The 15,684-nt window shown below is 72.4% G+C and carries 14 protein-coding genes; 7 read left to right on the forward strand and 7 right to left on the reverse strand.

Annotated features, from left to right (window positions below; genetic code table 11):
• Positions 1–155 precede the first annotated feature (155 nt).
• Together B079_RS0106315 and B079_RS0106320 are read left to right on the forward strand one after the other, a co-directional pair.
• Positions 156–563 (forward strand): hypothetical protein, encoded by a 408-nt coding sequence (locus B079_RS0106315; RefSeq protein WP_018544932.1) that lies wholly within the window; start codon positions 156–158, stop codon positions 561–563.
• Positions 564–971: 408 nt separating this feature from the next.
• Positions 972–1,844 (forward strand): spermidine synthase, encoded by an 873-nt coding sequence (locus tag B079_RS0106320; protein WP_026248411.1) that lies wholly within the window; start codon positions 972–974, stop codon positions 1,842–1,844.
• 18 nt (positions 1,845–1,862) lie between these two features.
• On the opposite strand, the gene B079_RS0106325 is transcribed toward B079_RS0106320, so the two are convergent.
• Together B079_RS0106325 and B079_RS35130 are read right to left on the reverse strand one after the other, a co-directional pair.
• On the reverse strand, positions 1,863–2,537 hold the full coding sequence (locus B079_RS0106325) for a hypothetical protein (protein WP_018544934.1): 675 nt from the start codon (positions 2,535–2,537) through the stop codon (positions 1,863–1,865).
• A 56-nt stretch (positions 2,538–2,593) separates the two neighbouring features.
• Complete coding sequence (locus B079_RS35130; RefSeq protein ID WP_026248412.1) at positions 2,594–3,136, reverse strand: hypothetical protein; 543 nt, start codon at positions 3,134–3,136, stop codon at positions 2,594–2,596.
• A gap of 111 nt (positions 3,137–3,247) precedes the next feature.
• Between B079_RS35130 and B079_RS0106335 the strand changes: the two genes are divergently transcribed.
• The 3 genes from B079_RS0106335 to B079_RS0106345 all read left to right on the forward strand — a co-directional run bounded on the left by B079_RS0106335 (position 3,248) and on the right by B079_RS0106345 (position 6,934).
• Positions 3,248–3,955, forward strand: a complete 708-nt coding sequence (locus tag B079_RS0106335) for a response regulator transcription factor (protein WP_018544936.1) — start codon at positions 3,248–3,250, stop codon at positions 3,953–3,955.
• A complete protein-coding gene (locus tag B079_RS31435) occupies positions 3,952–5,328 on the forward strand; it encodes a sensor histidine kinase (protein ID WP_018544937.1) in 1,377 nt (458 codons plus the stop codon). The genes B079_RS0106335 and B079_RS31435 overlap by 4 nt, the downstream gene beginning before the upstream one ends.
• 166 nt (positions 5,329–5,494) lie before the next feature.
• On the forward strand, positions 5,495–6,934 hold the full coding sequence (locus B079_RS0106345) for a cellulose binding domain-containing protein (RefSeq protein WP_018544938.1): 1,440 nt from the start codon (positions 5,495–5,497) through the stop codon (positions 6,932–6,934).
• Between the two features lie 160 nt (positions 6,935–7,094).
• Here the strand turns inward: B079_RS0106345 and B079_RS0106350 are convergent, their stop codons facing one another.
• The 4 genes from B079_RS0106350 to B079_RS0106365 form a co-directional block, all read right to left on the reverse strand.
• On the reverse strand, positions 7,095–8,570 hold the full coding sequence (locus tag B079_RS0106350) for a GH1 family beta-glucosidase (protein ID WP_018544939.1): 1,476 nt from the start codon (positions 8,568–8,570) through the stop codon (positions 7,095–7,097).
• Positions 8,571–8,696: 126 nt separating this feature from the next.
• Complete coding sequence (locus B079_RS0106355; protein ID WP_018544940.1) at positions 8,697–9,596, reverse strand: carbohydrate ABC transporter permease; 900 nt, start codon at positions 9,594–9,596, stop codon at positions 8,697–8,699.
• Positions 9,593–10,615, reverse strand: coding sequence for a carbohydrate ABC transporter permease (locus tag B079_RS0106360; protein WP_018544941.1), 1,023 nt, complete (start codon positions 10,613–10,615; stop codon positions 9,593–9,595). The genes B079_RS0106355 and B079_RS0106360 overlap by 4 nt, the downstream gene beginning before the upstream one ends.
• Positions 10,612–11,931: an ABC transporter substrate-binding protein gene (locus B079_RS0106365; RefSeq protein WP_026248413.1), complete on the reverse strand. Its 1,320-nt coding sequence runs from the start codon at positions 11,929–11,931 to the stop codon at positions 10,612–10,614. Before B079_RS0106365 ends, B079_RS0106360 begins: the two co-directional genes overlap by 4 nt.
• A 407-nt stretch (positions 11,932–12,338) precedes the next feature.
• On the opposite strand from B079_RS0106365, the gene B079_RS0106370 reads away from it, so the two are divergent.
• The gene (locus tag B079_RS0106370; protein WP_018544943.1) at positions 12,339–13,397 is read left to right on the forward strand and encodes a LacI family DNA-binding transcriptional regulator; all 1,059 of its coding nucleotides are present in this window, start codon (positions 12,339–12,341) and stop codon (positions 13,395–13,397) included.
• An 8-nt stretch (positions 13,398–13,405) separates the two neighbouring features.
• Here B079_RS0106370 and B079_RS0106375 read toward each other — a convergent pair whose 3' ends face one another.
• Positions 13,406–14,095, reverse strand: a complete 690-nt coding sequence (locus B079_RS0106375; protein WP_018544944.1) for a TetR/AcrR family transcriptional regulator — start codon at positions 14,093–14,095, stop codon at positions 13,406–13,408.
• A 115-nt stretch (positions 14,096–14,210) separates the two neighbouring features.
• Between B079_RS0106375 and B079_RS0106380 the strand changes: the two genes are divergently transcribed.
• Complete coding sequence (locus tag B079_RS0106380; protein WP_234016761.1) at positions 14,211–15,665, forward strand: MFS transporter; 1,455 nt, start codon at positions 14,211–14,213, stop codon at positions 15,663–15,665.
• Positions 15,666–15,684 lie beyond the last annotated feature (19 nt).

Here is a 15,684-nt window from a genome sequence, read left to right on the forward strand (position 1 = left end):
CCGGCCCGACACGCAGTGTTTGGCTACAAAACGGATATCTCATCCACGATCTGCCATGAACTGCCATCCTTTGCGGCACACTTGCGCCGTAGCCGTTGACGGCATCGCGCGTTGTACCCCGTGGACTGCAACAGGGCAGCGTGGTGGAGGCCGGCATGGAGACCAGCCAGAACAACGAACCTTGTACGGCGCCGACATGGTCGCGGGCGCCGGGCGACGCGGGGTGCGACCTGGTGACGGTGCCGACCCGGCAGGGGCTCGAAGCCGTGGACATCCTGCGCCGGGGCGCGGTCGCGGCGGTCGGCCCGGTGCTGCACGACGACGGGCGCGACACCCTCGGCTTCCTGGTCCCGGCGGGCACGGCGGCGGGCTGGGACGTCCCGGGCAGCACCTGCGTCCGCACCGAGGGCCGCGGCCTGCGGCTGACCCCCGAGCCCCCGCTGGCGGGCTCCGACTGGCTGCTGCCCCCCGACGACGGCGACCCCGCCACGGACCCGGCGGTGCTGCGGCGGGCGCTGGGCGAGGCGGCCCGGCTGATCGAGGCGGCGGACAGCTGCCGGTGACGCTGCCGCTGAGCTCGGCGGAGGAGACCGGGCGCCGCTGTCCTCTGCCGAGAGGCTGAGGCGGGCCGCTGACGCCGACGCCGCCGACGCCGCCGACGGCGGTGCGCGGGGGAGGCCGCCGCTACGGCGTGGTGCCGCCCGGAGACATCGGTTGCCGCTCTACCCGCTCTACCGCTCCGACGCCGAGGCCGGTCGCGGTCGTGCCGCCCGCTGCGGCCAAGGCGGGCCGGGACCGCCGCCCGCTGGCTGGTCGGGGGGCCTGCCGCCGTTGTGCCGTCCGAGACCGGCCGAGGGCCGCCGCCCGCCGCCGCTCTGCCGCCCGGGCCGGGTCCACGCCGCCGGAGCCACTGCCCCGCCTGCCCCCGGCCCCGTCCGGCGGGCCCCCGTGCCACCTGCGAGAATGGGGCGATGGGCAGGTCCAGGAACAACCGGCGCGGAGCGGGCGCCGAGGCCGTCGTGGAGGCGGTCGACGGGGGGCTGGCCGAGCTGATCCCCGACCCGGACCGCTCCCGCGCCTGGACCCTGCTGGTCGACGGCGCGCCCCAGTCGCATGTGGACCTGGACGACCCGGCGCACCTCACCTTCGAGTACCAGCGCCGCATCGGGCACGTCATCGACCTGGCCGCGCCGCCCGGCAAGCCGCTGCGCGCCGTCCACCTCGGCGGCGGCGCCCTGACCCTGGCCCGCTACGTCGCCGCGACCCGGCCGCGCGCCACCCAGCAGGTCGTGGAGCGCGACGCGGCGCTCGTCCAGCTGGTCCGCCGGGAGCTGCCGCTCGACCCCAGCTCCCGGATACGGGTGCGCTCGGCCGACGCCCGCGAGGGCCTGGCGAAGGTGCCGGACGGCTGGGCCGACCTGATCGTCGCGGACGTCTTCAGCGGCGCCCGCACCCCGGCCCACCTCACCTCCACCGAGTTCCTGGACGAGGTCCGCCGCGCCCTGAGCCCGTCCGGCCGCTACGTCGCCAACCTCGCCGACGGCCCGCCGCTGACCCACCTGCGCGGCCAGATAGCCACCGCCGCCGCCCGCTTCACGGAACTCGCCCTGATCGCCGACGCGGCGGTCCTGCGTGGCAAGCGCTTCGGCAACGCCATCCTGATCGCCGCCGACACTCCGCTCCCCATCACGGAGCTGACCCGCAGAGCCGCCTCCGACCCCCACCCCGGCCGCGTCGAACACGGCCGCGCCCTCCTGGACTTCACCGGCGGCGCGACCCCGGTGACGGACAGCGCGGCGGTGGCGTCCCCGGCCCCGCCGTCGGGGGTGTTCCGCTCCAGGTGAGGCCCATCGTCGGTACGGTCACGGGTGCCGCGGCGGCACGGTGTACCAGTCGACACGGGTGCCCGAGGCGACCGGCAGCGTTTCGAGCCCGGGCTCGTCCAGAAGCAGCCGGGCCGTCCTGGCCGAGCAGCCGACGTAGGTCGAGAGCAGGTCGTAGTCGGTGGTGACCACCCAAGCGCGGTCCTGCGGCCACCAGAACTCCGGGCCGTCGTCCCCCACCAGTTCCCTGACCGCCTCCCGTACGTTTTCCAGCTCCGTCAAGGACCCTGTACGAACGAGCGGTTCGTCCTCGCCCCAGAGCACAGCCGCGAGATCGTAGGCGAAGTGGACCGGCTGCTCACCGGACACCTCGGCGAGTACATGGGCGAGCGCCCGTCGGCTACCACTGTCGAGCGCCCCGGCCCCGGCCGTCCACAGGGGGCGTTCCGGGGCGGGGTTCGCTTTCCGCCACCAGTGGTGGGACAGCTCAGGACGGAAGGGGACGCCCGCCTCCTCGGCACAGGCCCGCCAGGTGCGGCTGCGGCCCGATCCGTCCGTGGCCTCCAGGAGGTGGAAGATCCGCACGTACGCCGCGTAGCCGCTCGGCACCAGCTCGGACACCACATGTCCCGGCCCGGGCGCCGGGCGGCCGAGCCGGTCGTGGAGCCAGGCCAGCGCGGTGCCGTCGTACGTCCAGGGCCATGTCTCCGTCATGGCGCCATTCTCGCGGCCCGGCCGACGGCGACCGGCACGGCAGCGGCGTCACGGCACTAGTACGTCTGCACATCCACGTGCGGTGGGCCGTCGTGCCAGTCGCAGAAGACCGTCACGCGGTCCGTGCTGCGGCTGAACTCGACCCGGATCCAGGTCTCCGTCTTCCAGACCTGCATGGACCAGCCGGTGCCGGGGGTCGCGGAGACGAGGGTGGCGCTGACCGGGCCGATGTCGAAGACCGCGCGGCCACCGGGGGTGTCGTACGGCTTGACGTCGCTCGCCGGGGCGGGGGCGGAGGAGGTCGTGGGGGACGACGGGGGCGCGGTGGTGGGGGAGGGGGTGGCCGTGCGGGCCGGGGGGCGGGACGGGGTGGGGGAGGCCGGGCGGGGGGCGCCGCTGGTCTGGGGGGACGGGCGGCTCGTGGCGGGGGGTGACGGTGAGGCATGGGCCGCGGCGGCCTCGGCGGCCGTGATCGGGACGGCGCGCGGCGGGTCGTAGGCCGTCCCGGCCATGACCGTGTGCACGCCCCACCAGGAGAGGGCCACCGCCGCTCCCGTGGCGAGCAGCCACGCCAGTACGTGTACGAGTCCTCTGCGCATCGGGGCCATACTGCCTCAGCCGCCACCGGCCGCGCACGGGGCCCCAGTTGTCCACAGGGAGTTGTCCACAGGCCAGGACCCGGCTCGGCCGCATGGCGTACGGTGCGGCGCATGGCAAGTGTGCTCGTGGTCGAGGACGATCAGTTCGTCCGCTCGGCGCTCATCAGGCATCTCACCGACGCCGCCCACACCGTGCGCAGCGTGGGCACGGCGCTCGAAGCGCTGCGCGAGGTCGCCCACTTCCGGTTCGACGTGGTCATACTCGACCTCGGACTGCCGGACCTGGACGGCTCCGAGGCGCTGAAGATGCTGCGCGGCATCACCGACGTGCCGGTGATCATCGCCACCGCGCGGGACGACGAGACGGAGATCGTCCGGCTGCTCAACGCCGGTGCGGACGACTATCTGACCAAGCCGTTCTCCGTCGAGCACCTCTCCGCCCGCATCGCCGCCGTGCTGCGCCGCGCCCGCTCCGGCGGCGGGGAGGCACCGCCCCCGGCCGTGCTGAGGGTCGGCGGCCTGACCGTCGACCCGCTGCGCCGCCAGGCCGAACTGGACGGCAGCAGACTGGACCTGACGCGCCGCGAGTTCGACCTGCTCGCCTTCCTCGCCGGGCGCCCCGGCGTGGTCGTCCCGCGCAAGGAACTGCTCGCCGAGGTCTGGCAGCAGTCGTACGGCGACGACCAGACCATCGACGTCCATCTCTCCTGGCTCAGACGGAAGCTGGGCGAGACGGCGGCCCGGCCGCGCTATCTGCACACCCTGCGCGGTGTCGGGGTGAAGCTGGAGCCGCCGCTCGCGGGGGAGTCGCCGCGATGAGATGGGCCCTGGTCAAGGTGTGCCTCGCGGTCACCACGATGGTCGTGGTCGCCTTCGCCGTGCCGCTCGGGCTTGTCGTCCAGGAGATGGCCCGCGACCGCGCCTTCTCCAACGCCGAGCGCCAGGCCGCCGCCGTCGCCCCCGCGCTGTCCATCACCACCGACCGGGACAAGCTGGAGCGGGTGGTGGCCGCCGCCGGGGTCGAGTCCGGCATGGCCGTGCACCTGCCCGCCGAGGAGGGCCGCGCCGCCACCGACCTGGGCCACGGCCGGGCCGCCGCCCGGGACATCGAGGCCGTGCGCCGCATGGGCCGCGCCTCCACCGCCGAGGTGCCCGGCGGCTCCGCGCTGCTCCAGCCCGTCGCGCTCGGCTCCGGGGCCATCGCGGTGGTCGAGGTGTGGGTGCCGGAGGCCGAGATGAGCAACGGCGTCGGCACGGCCTGGGCGGTGCTCGCCGCCGTCGGTATCGCGCTGATCGCCGGGTCCGTCGCGGTCGCCGACCGGCTCGGGGTGCGCATGGTGCGCCCCGCCCGACGGCTCGTGGAGGGGGCGCGCGAACTGGGCGAGGGACATCTCGGTGCCCGGGTGCCCGAGGACGGCCCGACCGAACTCCGGCTCGCCGCCGTCGCGTTCAACTCCATGGCCGACCAGGTCGTCCAGCTCCTGGCCAACGAGCGCGAGCTGGCCGCCGACCTCTCGCACCGGCTGCGCACCCCGCTCACCGTGCTCCGGCTGAACGCGGCCTCGCTCGGTGCCGGGGCCGCCGCCGACCAGACCCGCGCGGCCGTCGCCCAGCTGGAGGGCGAGGTGGACACCATCATCCGCACCGCCCGCGAGGCCAAGCCGCAGACGGCCGCCGCAGGTCCCGGCGCGGGCTGCGACGCGGCCGAAGTGGTGCGCGAGCGCATGGAGTTCTGGTCCGCGCTGGCCGAGGACGAGGGCCGCAAGTGGCGGGTCGCGGGCGCCGAACGCCCGGTGCGCGTCCCCGTCGCCCGCGCCGACCTCGCCGCCGCCCTGGACGCCCTGCTCGGCAACGTTTTCCGGCACACCACGGAGGGCACGGCTTTCGCGGTGGACGTGCACCACGCCGACGACGCGGTGATCGTGCTCGTCTCCGACGCGGGCACCGGCATAGCCGACCCGGAGACCGCCATGGCACGCGGCCAGGGCTCCGGCACTGCGGGCTCCACGGGCCTCGGCCTGGACATAGTCCGCAGGCTGGCGGAGTCCACCGGCGGCGACGTCCGCATCGGCTCCTCCGTCCTCGGCGGCACCGAGGTGCGGATCTGGCTCCAGCTCGACGGCCGCAAGCCGGACCGGCGCGGCCACCGGGGCACCGAGCGCCGCCGCAGGCGCACCCCCGCCCTGCGCTGAGCCGCGAATCCGGCGTATTGGTCTCGACCTTTAACCGCCCCCGATCTCTTCCTTAAGCGCACCCTAAGGTCTCGAACTCCCGTCCCTATCAAGCCGATTGCCCGATTCCTCATCGGTAGCGTCTGCCTCACCACCCCCCACCTCCGCTACGAAGGACAGGCACCGCATGAGCAGCACGCACCGGCGCAGGATCAGCGGCAGGAACAAGGCGATAGGCGGCATCGTCGCCGCGGCCGTCGCCGGTGGCGGCGCCTTCTTCGTGACCGGGATCGCGCACGCGGCCGGTGTCGGCGCCGTCTACACGAAGAACAGCGACTGGTCCTCCGGTTACAGCGGCCAGTACGTCATCTCCAACGACACCGGCCAGACCGAGAAGTCCTGGACCCTGGAGTTCGACCTCCCCCAGGGCGCCAAGCTCAGCTCCCTGTGGAACGCGGAGTCCAGCGTCAGCGGGCAGCACGTCACCGTGAAGGCCGCCAAGTGGGACGAGGGCATCGCCCCCGGCAAGTCCCTCACCGTCGGCTTCGTGGTCGACGGCAGCGGCGACCCCACCGGCTGCCAGATCGACGGCACCTCGTGTTCCGCCGACTCCACCGCCACCCCCGAGCCCAGCGGCCGTCCCACCGAGGCCCCCTCGCCCGAGCCCACCCAGCCCGAGCCCACCAAGAGCGACACCCCCGCCCCCACCCAGAGCGCGGGCAGCGGCACCACCAAGACCGCGGGCTTCGCGCCGTACGTGGACACCTCGCTCTACCCGGCCTTCGACCTGGTCGGCACCGCCGACGCCACCGGCGTGAAGAACTTCAACCTCGCCTTCGTCACCGACGGCGGCGGCTGCACCCCCAAGTTCGGCGGCGTCTCCGACCTGACCGCCGACGGCGTGGCCTCCCAGATCGGCGCCCTGCGCGCCAAGGGCGGCGACGTCCGGGTCTCCTTCGGCGGCGCCACCGGCACCGAGCTGGCCACCACCTGCTCCTCGGCCGACGCGCTGGCGGCGGCCTACGGCAAGGCCGTCGACGCCTTCAAGCTCACCAAGGTCGACTTCGACATCGAGGGCGCCACACTGCCCAACGCCGCGGCCAACACCCGCCGCGCCCAGGCCATCGCCAAGCTCCAGGCCGCCCACCCCGACCTGAACGTCTCCTACACCCTCCCGGTGATGCCCCAGGGCCTGACCCAGGACGGCATCGACCTGCTCTCCGACGCCAAGTCCAACGGCGTGCGCATCGACGCCGTCAACATCATGGCGATGGACTACGGCCCGGCCTTCAGCGGCGACATGGGCGACCTGGCCGAGCAGGCCGCCACCGCCACCCAGGCCCAGATCAAGGGCGTCCTCGGCCTCTCCGAGGAGGACGCCTGGAAGACCGTCGCGGTCACCCCGATGATCGGCGTCAACGACGTGGCCTCCGAGATCTTCAAGGTCGACGACGCCACCCAGCTGGTGGACTTCGCCAAGTCCAAGGGCCTGGGCGCGCTCTCCATGTGGTCCGGCACCCGCGACAAGCAGTGCGACGGCGGCACCAAGCCCACCGCCGACGCCACCTGCAGCTCCATCACCCAGGACAAGTTCGCCTTCTCCAAGGCGTTCGCGGCCTACAACTGACCTGCTGATCAGGGGGGACTGATCAGAGGAGCGCCGACCGGGGGGAACCGGTCGGTGGCTGACGGCGACCGATGACCCGGGGGCCCGGCGGTGACACACACCGCCGGGCCTTCGCCGTACGGCCACACAGCCGCACAGCCCGTCCGGACGAGCGGAGGGATCAGCCCGCCGACTCCACCGAGGGCAGCGCACTCGTCCGCGCCACCTCCGCGTACCAGCGCGCGCTCGACTTCGGCGTGCGCTCCAGCGTCGCGTAGTCCACGTACACCGCGCCGAACCGCTTCTCGTAGCCGTAGGACCACTCGAAGTTGTCCATCAGGGACCACAGGTAGTACCCGCGCACATCGGCGCCGTCGGCAAGGGCCCGGCGTACGGCGGAGAGGTGGCCGTGGAGGTAGGCGACGCGCTCGGGGTCGTGCACGCGGCCGTCCGCGTCGGGCTTGTCGTCGTAGGCCGCGCCGTTCTCGGTGATGTAGAGCGGCAGGCCGGGCGCCTCGCGGGTGTAGCGCAGGAGCAGGTCGTACAGGCCGCTCGGGTCGACGGTCCAGCCCATCTCGGTGCGCTCGCCCGGGGTCTGGTGGAAGAGGACGTCGTCGGCGGCGGGCCAGGGGGAGTGCTCGCTCGCGCCGTGGCCGTCGGCGCGCGGGCCCGAGACCTCGCCGTCGACCGCGGAGACGAGGGCGGGGCTGTAGTAGTTGAGGCCGAGCGCGTCCAGCGGGGCGTTGGCGGTGCGCAGGTCGCCGTCGAGCACGAAGGACCAGTCGGTGAGCCGGGAGGTCGCCTTCAGGAGCGAGTCCGGGTAGGCGCCGCGCAGCAGCGGGCCGTGGAAGACCCCGTTGGCCAGGTCGTCGATGCGGCGGGCCGCTTCGAGGTCGGCCGGGCGCTGCGACAGCGGGCGTACCACCGCCGAGTTGAGGCTGATCGCGATCTTGTTGCGGGCCGGCATCGCCGCACGCAGCGCCGAAGTACCGAGGCCGTGCGCGAGGTTGAGATGGTGGGCCGCCTTCAGCGAGGCCACCGGGTCGGTGCGGCCGGGGGCGTGGACGCCCGAGCCGTAGCCCAGGAAGGCGCTGCACCAGGGCTCGTTGAGGGTGATCCAGTTCTCCACCCGGTCGCCCAGCGCCTCGCCGACGAGCTGTGCGTACTCCGCGAAGCGGTGGGCGGTGTCGCGCTCGGGCCAGCCGCCCGCGTCCTCCAGCTCCTGCGGGAGGTCCCAGTGGTAGAGGGTGACGGCGGGCTGGATGCCCTTCTCCAGCAGTTCGTCCACCAGACGGCGGTAGAAGTCCAGGCCGATCTGGACCGCGGGGCCCCGCCCGGTCGGCTGCACGCGCGGCCAGGAGACGGAGAACCGGTAGCCGCCCAGGCCCAGGTCCGCCATGAGGGCCACGTCGTCGCGGTAGCGGTGGTAGTGGTCGACGGCGGTGTCACCGGTCTCCCCGCCCGCCGTCCTGCCCGGCGTATGGCTGAAGGTGTCCCAGATCGACGGCGTACGGCCGCCCTCGCGCACCGCCCCCTCGATCTGGTACGCGGAGGTCGCGGCACCCCAGAGGAAGCCCGGCGGGAAGGTGACCGGGGAAGCGGCCGGAGAGGCGGCGGGAGAGGTGACCGGAGAGGCGGTGGGGGAGGAGTCGGGCATGGAAGCGCTCCCATCGAGAGTCGGGAAGACCGAGGGTCGGGAAGACCTGGGGGAAGTCGGGAAGACCCGGGGGAAAGGGGAGAAGGGGCCGGGGCGACACTGACCCGACCCCTCGGACGGAACCGGTCAGCCCTTGATCGCGCCCTGCATGATGCCGCCCACGATCTGCTTGCCGAACAGCAGGAAGGCGATCAGCAGCGGCAGCGTGCCAAGCAGCGCGCCCGCCATGATCACCGCCTGGTCCGGGACATAGCCGGTGCCGAGCGAGTTGAGGGCCACCTGCACGGTGGGGTTCTGCTGGTTCAGGGCGATGATCGGCCACAGGAAGTCGTTCCAGGCGAACACGAAGGTCAGCAGGCCGAGCACCGCCATCGCGGGCCGCGCGGCCGGGAAGACCACGTGCCACACGATCCGCAGACTGCTCGCCCCGTCCACCCGCGCCGCCTCGATCAGCTCCGAGGGCAGCGCCTGCACCAGGTACTGCCGCATGAAGAAGGTGCCGAACGCGGTCACCAGGCTCGGCAGGATCACCGTCTGGAGCTGGTTCGACCAGCCGAAGTCGCTCATCCACAGATACAGCGGGACGACCGCGAGCTGCGGCGGGATCATCATCGTGCCCACGGTCAGCAGGAGCAGCAGCCCCGAGAAGCGGAACCGCAGCTTGGCGAAGGCGAACCCGGCCAGCGTCGCGAAGACCACCGTGCTCACCGTGATCGTGCTCGCCACCAGCAGCGAGTTGAGCATCGCGGTGCCGAGCCCGGCCTCGTCCCACGCCGTCTGGAGGTTCTTGAACAGATTGCCGCCGAACCACAGCGGCGGCGGGGTCTGCGCGAGCCGCCCGCCGGTGCGCGAGGCCGCGACCGCCGTCCACACCAGCGGCGCCAGCGAGACCAGCGCGAACACGGTCAGCGCCACGTACGTCACCGGACCGGCGTGCAGCTGCTTGCCCGCGCCCGTGATCCGGCGCCGCCCGGGCGCCCGCGCGGGCTTCGCCGCCTTCGGCAGGGTCAGTTCACTGGTGGTCATTGGGACTTCCTCAGCCATCGGGTGAACAGCAGATTGACCGCCGCGACGATCAGCAGGATCAGGAACATCGACCACGCGATGGCGGACGCCTTGCCGAGATTGCCGATGATCCAGCCCTGGTCGTACATGTACAGACCGAGCGTCTGGTACTGGTGCTCCGAGCCGCCCTTGGACCCGCTGACCCCGCCGAACAGCAGGGGCTCACCGAAGAGCTGGGTGGAGCCGATCGTGGAGACCACGATGGTGAACAGGATCGTCGGGCGCAGCTGCGGAATGGTCACGTGCCGGAACTGCTGCCAGCGGTTGGCGCCGTCCAGCGCCGCCGACTCGTACAGGTCGGCCGGGATCGCCTGCATCGCGGCCAGATAGATCAGCGCGTTGTAGCCGGTCCAGCGCCAGATGACGATCGTGGACACCGCGAACTGCGAACCCCAGTCGGACTCGCGCCAGTTGACCGGGTCGACGCCGACGAAGTGGAGAATCCAGTTCACCATGCCGCCGTCCCACGAGTACAGCAGCGTGAAGACCAGCGTCGCGGCGGCCACCGAGGTGGCGTACGGCGTCAGCATCACCACGCGCCACACGGTCGAGCCGCGCAGCCGGTAGTTCAGCATGTGGGCCAGCCAGAGCGCCGCCATCAGCTGCGGGACCGTGGAGATCACACCGATGGTGAAGGTGTTCTCCAGCGCGTTCCAGAAGAACTCCGAGGACAGCAGATTGCGGTAGTTGGCGAGACCGGCCCAGCTCTGCTCGTCCAGCGCCGAGAGCTGGACGTCGTGCAGCGAGTACCAGGCCGTGTACAGCAGCGGGACCAGGGTGAAGGCCGCGAACAGCAGGAAGAAGGGGGACACGAACGCGTACGGCGACGCCTTGGTGTCCCAGCGGTAGAGCCGGCTGCGCCAGGAGACGGGCGCGGCCGGCGCACCGCGGTCCCGAGCGCCCCGGGCCGCGCCCGGCGGGGTGCCGGGCGCGGCCTCGGCGCTCGACGCGGGATGCGCGAGAGCCTCTTTGGACGTCACTGGCCGAGCACGTCCTTGATCTCGGCGGACGCCGCCTTCCAGCCCTCGGCCGGGGACTTGCCCTTCTGCTCGACCTGGAGGATGCCGATGTCGCTGATCGCGCTGTCGATCGGCTTGTCCTTCGGACCGAGCGGCTGGGCCGGGATGGTCTTCGCGGCGTCGGAGAAGATCTGGGTGAGCGGCGCGTCCGAGAAGTACGCGGTGGTGTCGGCCGCGGGCTTCAGGTCCGCGTACGCCGCCGGGGTCGACGGGAAGCTGGCCTGCTTGGCGAAGACCTTGGCCTGCTGCGCGGGCGCGGTCAGCCACTTCGCCAGGGCGACGGCCTCCTTCTGGTGCTTGCTGGAGGTCGGCACGCCGAGGAAGGAGCCGCCCCAGTTGGAGGCCGCCGGGGCCGCCGCCACGTCCCACTTGCCCTTGCCGGAGTCACCGGACTTCTCCTGGATGTAGCCGATCATCCAGGCCGGGCAGGCGACGGTGGCGAAGGTGCCGTTGGCGAAGCCGTTGTCCCAGGTCGGGTCGAACTGCTTCAGCTTGGCGGACATGTCGCTGGTCGCCACGGTCATGGCGGCGTCCCAGGCCGCCTTCACACCGGGGGACTTGTCCCAGACGACCTTGCCGTCCTTGTCGTAGTTGCGCACGGAGGCGCCGCCCACGGCCGCGTTGTACACCGAGGCCGCCGAGTCGACGTACTTGGTGCCCTTCGGCGCCTTCTTCATGTACTTCTTGCCGAGGTCGACGTACTTCGCCCAGTCGCCCTTCCACAGCGCGGCGAGCTTGTCGCGGTCGGTGGGCAGACCGGCCTTCGCGAAGAGGTCCTTGCGGTAACAGACCGCCATCGGGCCGGTGTCGGTGCCGAGGCCGATCGTCTTGCCGTCCTTGGTGGTGGCCTGGGCGAGCTTCCAGTCCAGCCACTGGGACTTGTCGACATCCTTGCCGAGGTCGACGAACTTGTTCGCCTGCGTCTGCACGGCCTCGGTGATGTTGCCGACCTCGATGGCCTGGATGTCGTCGGCGCCCGCGCCCGCCTGGAGGCGCGTGAGCACCTTCGGCCAGTACACGTCGGTGCGGGTGGTGACGTTCTCCTTGATGGTGACGTCCGGGTGGAGCTTCATGTACTCGTCGTACAGGCCGGCCTGCTTGTAGCCGAAGACGCCGAAGGTGCCGACGGTCAGCGTGGTCTTGCCGTTGCCCCCGTCGTCCGCGTTCGACGAGCCGTCGTCCGCGTCCTTGGAGCAACCGGCCAGCAGCCCCGTGGTCAGCGCGGCGGCGGCCATCAGAGCCACCGTTCCGCGAGACCTGCGGATGCTCGTGCGCATTGCGTCCTCCTGTTGCCTGACGTGCCGACCCCCCGGCCAACTGCATGGAACTACTGCTGGAGCTGGGCCCGTTCGTACGCGCTGCGGCTCGGGCGGGGAACGTGCGGGATGTGTAGGTGTCAGGTACCGTGGGAGCGCTCCCACGAGTGATGTGTTGAAGGGTCGTCCGTCCGGCGCGGGGTGTCAAGGGAGTGCGCACGCCCAAGTCCCTTCAGTTATCGGGCTGTTAATCAGCCGGGGGTGACGGCGCGGAACGGGGCCGGTGGCGGTGTCGCGGGGCACTGTTAGATTCCAGGCCGGGGGCGGGTACGGCCCGTGGTGCGGGTCGTCGCTGTACGGATACGGCTTGCGCGGCGGGCTGTTGACAGAGGTGTACGGGGTACGGCCGGGAAAGGTGGAGGAGGCCAATGGCGAGCCACGGAGCGCGGGGCGGCCGGAGCGGGGGACGGCCCACGCTCGAAGAGGTGGCCGCCCGTGCCGGGGTGGGCCGGGGCACGGTCTCCCGGGTGATCAACGGCTCGCCCCGGGTCAGCGACGCGACCCGAGCGGCCGTCGAGGCCGCCGTGGAGGAACTGGGCTATGTCCCCAACACCGCCGCCCGCGCCCTTGCCGCCAACCGCACCGACTCCATCGCCCTGGTCGTCCCCGAGCCGGAGACCCGCTTCTTCGCGGAGCCGTACTTCTCCGACATGCTGAGCGGGGTGGGCGCCGAACTCGCCGACACCGAATGGCAGTTGCTGCTGATCTTCGCGGGCAGCGACCGCAAGCGGCAGCGGCTGGCGGACTACCTCTCCGCCCACCGCGTCGACGGCGTCCTCCTGGTCTCCGTCCACGCCGACGACCCCCTCCCCGACCTCCTCGACCGCCTGGAGATCCCGGCCGTCATCAGCGGCCCCCGCTCGGCGGGCGAAACCCTCCCCTCGGTCGACTCCGACAACTACGGCGGCGCCCACTCGGCGGTCTCCCACCTGCTGTCCCGGGGCCGCCGCCGCATCGCCCACATCACCGGCCGCCCCGACGTGTACGGCGCGCAGCGACGGGTGGACGGATACCGGGACGCGCTGCGGTCAGCGGGCGTGACCCCGGACGAACTCCTCCTGGAACCGGGCGACTTCACGGAGGAGGGCGGCCGTCGCGCGATGACGGCCCTCCTGTCCCGCCGCCCCGACCTGGACGCGGTCTTCGCGGGCTCCGACGTCACGGCGGCCGGCGCCCGCCAGGTCCTGCGCGAAGCGGGCCGCCGCATCCCCGACGACGTGGCCCTCGTCGGCTACGACGACTCCGCCATCGCCCGCCACATGGACCCACCCCTGACCAGCGTCCGCCAGCCCATCCAGGAGATGGGGCGCGCGATGATCGGCCTGCTCCTGGAGGAGATAGCGGATCGCCGTCCGGCGGCTGCGCGGGGGCTGGAGCGGAGGCATGTGGTGCTGCCTACGGAGCTGGTGGGGCGGGAGTCGGCGTAAGCCGTGGCCTAGGTCTTCCCTGAAGTGGCCTGTGCGAGAAGGCCGTCGACGAAGGCGCGGAGGGCTTCGGGATAGGTGTCCCGGGCGGCTAGCTCCGGCCAGCATTCGCCGACTTCGGAGAGGCGGGGGAGTCGGGCGGTGTCGATGCCGCTGAAGAAGTCGGCCTCCCCGGCGAGTTGGGCGTTCTCCTGCCGCCGGTGGGCGGAGTGCGCGCGGACCAGGATCTCGCCCGCGGTGTAGTACCAGACGCTCCGGAAGAGCCCGACGGCCTGGTCGAGCGTGCACCCGCAGTCGACGGCCCCCGCCACGATCGTCTCGACCGCCTGGAGGGACGCGGGCCCGAGCCGGGCCAGGAAGCCGTCCACCGTGAGGATCTCGGCCGCCCACGGCCAGGCGGCGAGGGAGTCGTGGATCGCGGTCGCCGCCGCGATGATCCGCTCGCGCGGCTCGGCGGGGAGGTCCGGGCGCAGCGTGTGGTCCACATGCTCGTTGAGGAGCTGGACCAACAGGTCCTCCCTGTCCCGGACATGGTGGTACAGCGTCGTCGTCCCGATGCCGATCTCCGCCGCCAGCCTGCGCACGGTCAGCTTCTCCCAGCCGTCCCGCTCGATGACGCGGCGCGCCGCGTCCAGGATCTCGGTGCGGGAGGTGGCCGGGGGGCGGCCGCTGCGGCCGGGCGATGAGTTGCTTCGGGGCACCGCTCCATCATGCCGTTCCCCGCTTCCCGCTCGACAGCGGCGGTCGCGCGGAGTACTTTCGGAACATGTTCCAAAACCTCGGGGGAGCCGCGTTTCCAACGGCATGGAGGAACTGGTGACGAAGACGGTCGAAGAGCCGGACGGCAGGGGTGCGGCGGTCGACGTGGGGGCGGGCGACGGCGTGCGCGCGGGCGTGCGGCCGGGACTCACCCTCGCCGCGGTGGCCGTGGTGCAGTTCATGGTGTCGCTCGACCTGTCGGTGGTGAACGTAGGACTGCCCGAGATCGCCGACGGCCTGAACTTCTCGGGCGTGGGCCTGACATGGGTGATCCACGCGTACGCGCTCACCTTCGGCGGGCTGCTCCTGCTGGGTGGCAGGACGGCGGACCGGTACGGCCGTAAGCGGGTGCTTCTGGCGGGGCTCGCCCTGTTCGGCCTGGCGTCCCTGTCCGGCGGCTTCGCTCAGTCCCCCGCTCAACTGGTCGCCGCCCGCGCCGTCCAGGGCATCGGAGCCGCGGCCCTCTCCCCGGCCGCGCTGGCCCTGCTGACGACGACGTTCCCCACGGGCCGCGCCCGCGTACGGGCCTTCGGCGTGTGGAGCGCGGTCAACGCGGCGGGCGGTGCGCTGGGCGTTCTGATCGGGGGCGTCCTCACGCAGTACGCGGGCTGGCGCTGGTTGATGTTCGTGAACGTGCCGATTGCGGCAGGGGCGTTGCTGCTGTCGTGGCGGGGTGTGGGCGCGGACCGGCCACACCCCGGCGGTGGCCGGCCGGACATCCTCGGCGCCGTCCTGGTCACCTCGGGGATGCTGCTCCTGGTGTTCGGCGTCGTCCGCACCGACCGGTACGGCTGGGGCTCACCGGTGACGCTGACGACCCTGACGGCGGCGGTGGCCCTGCTGGCCGCCTTCCTCCAGGTCGAGCGGACGACCAGCCGCGAACCACTGATCCGACTGGGCCTGTTCACGAACCGCTCGGTCCTCGGCGCGAACGCCTTCAACCTCCTGGCCGGTGCCGCGATGGCCTCCGCCTTCTACTTCATCTCCCTCTACCTGCAAGGCGTCCTCGGCCACGGCGCCGCCCGCACCGGCCTGGAATTCCTCCCGCTGGCCGTCGGCGTGATCACCGGCTCGGCCCTCGCGGTGAAACTCGCCCACCGCTTCCCACCCCGCACCCTCCTGCCCCTCGGCGGCACCCTGGCAGCCACCGGCTTCGCCTGGGCGAGCCTGATCACCCCGCACGGCTCCTACCTCACCGACATCCTCGGCCCCGCCCTCCTCGCGGGCACCGGCTTCGGCTTCTGCCTGGCCCCGGCGGTCTCCCTGGCAACGGAAGGCGTGTCCTCTTCCGAGGCAGGCACCGCCTCCGCCCTCCTGAACAGCTCCCGCCAGATCGGCGCCTCCCTCGGCCTGACAGCCCTGGTCACGACAGCGGCTCACCACACGGGGCCCGTGGTCACGGCCGAGAGCCTGACCGAGGGGTACGCGCTGGGGCTGAGGCTGGGAGCGGGGCTGCTGGCGGCGGGGGTCGTGGTGGCGATGACGGTGCTGCGGGGGGACCGGTCCGACTGACCGGCAGTGAAGCCGCCTC

It is taken from the genome of Streptomyces sp. LaPpAH-108, from assembly GCF_000373625.1.
Lineage (GTDB): Bacteria > Actinomycetota > Actinomycetes > Streptomycetales > Streptomycetaceae > Streptomyces.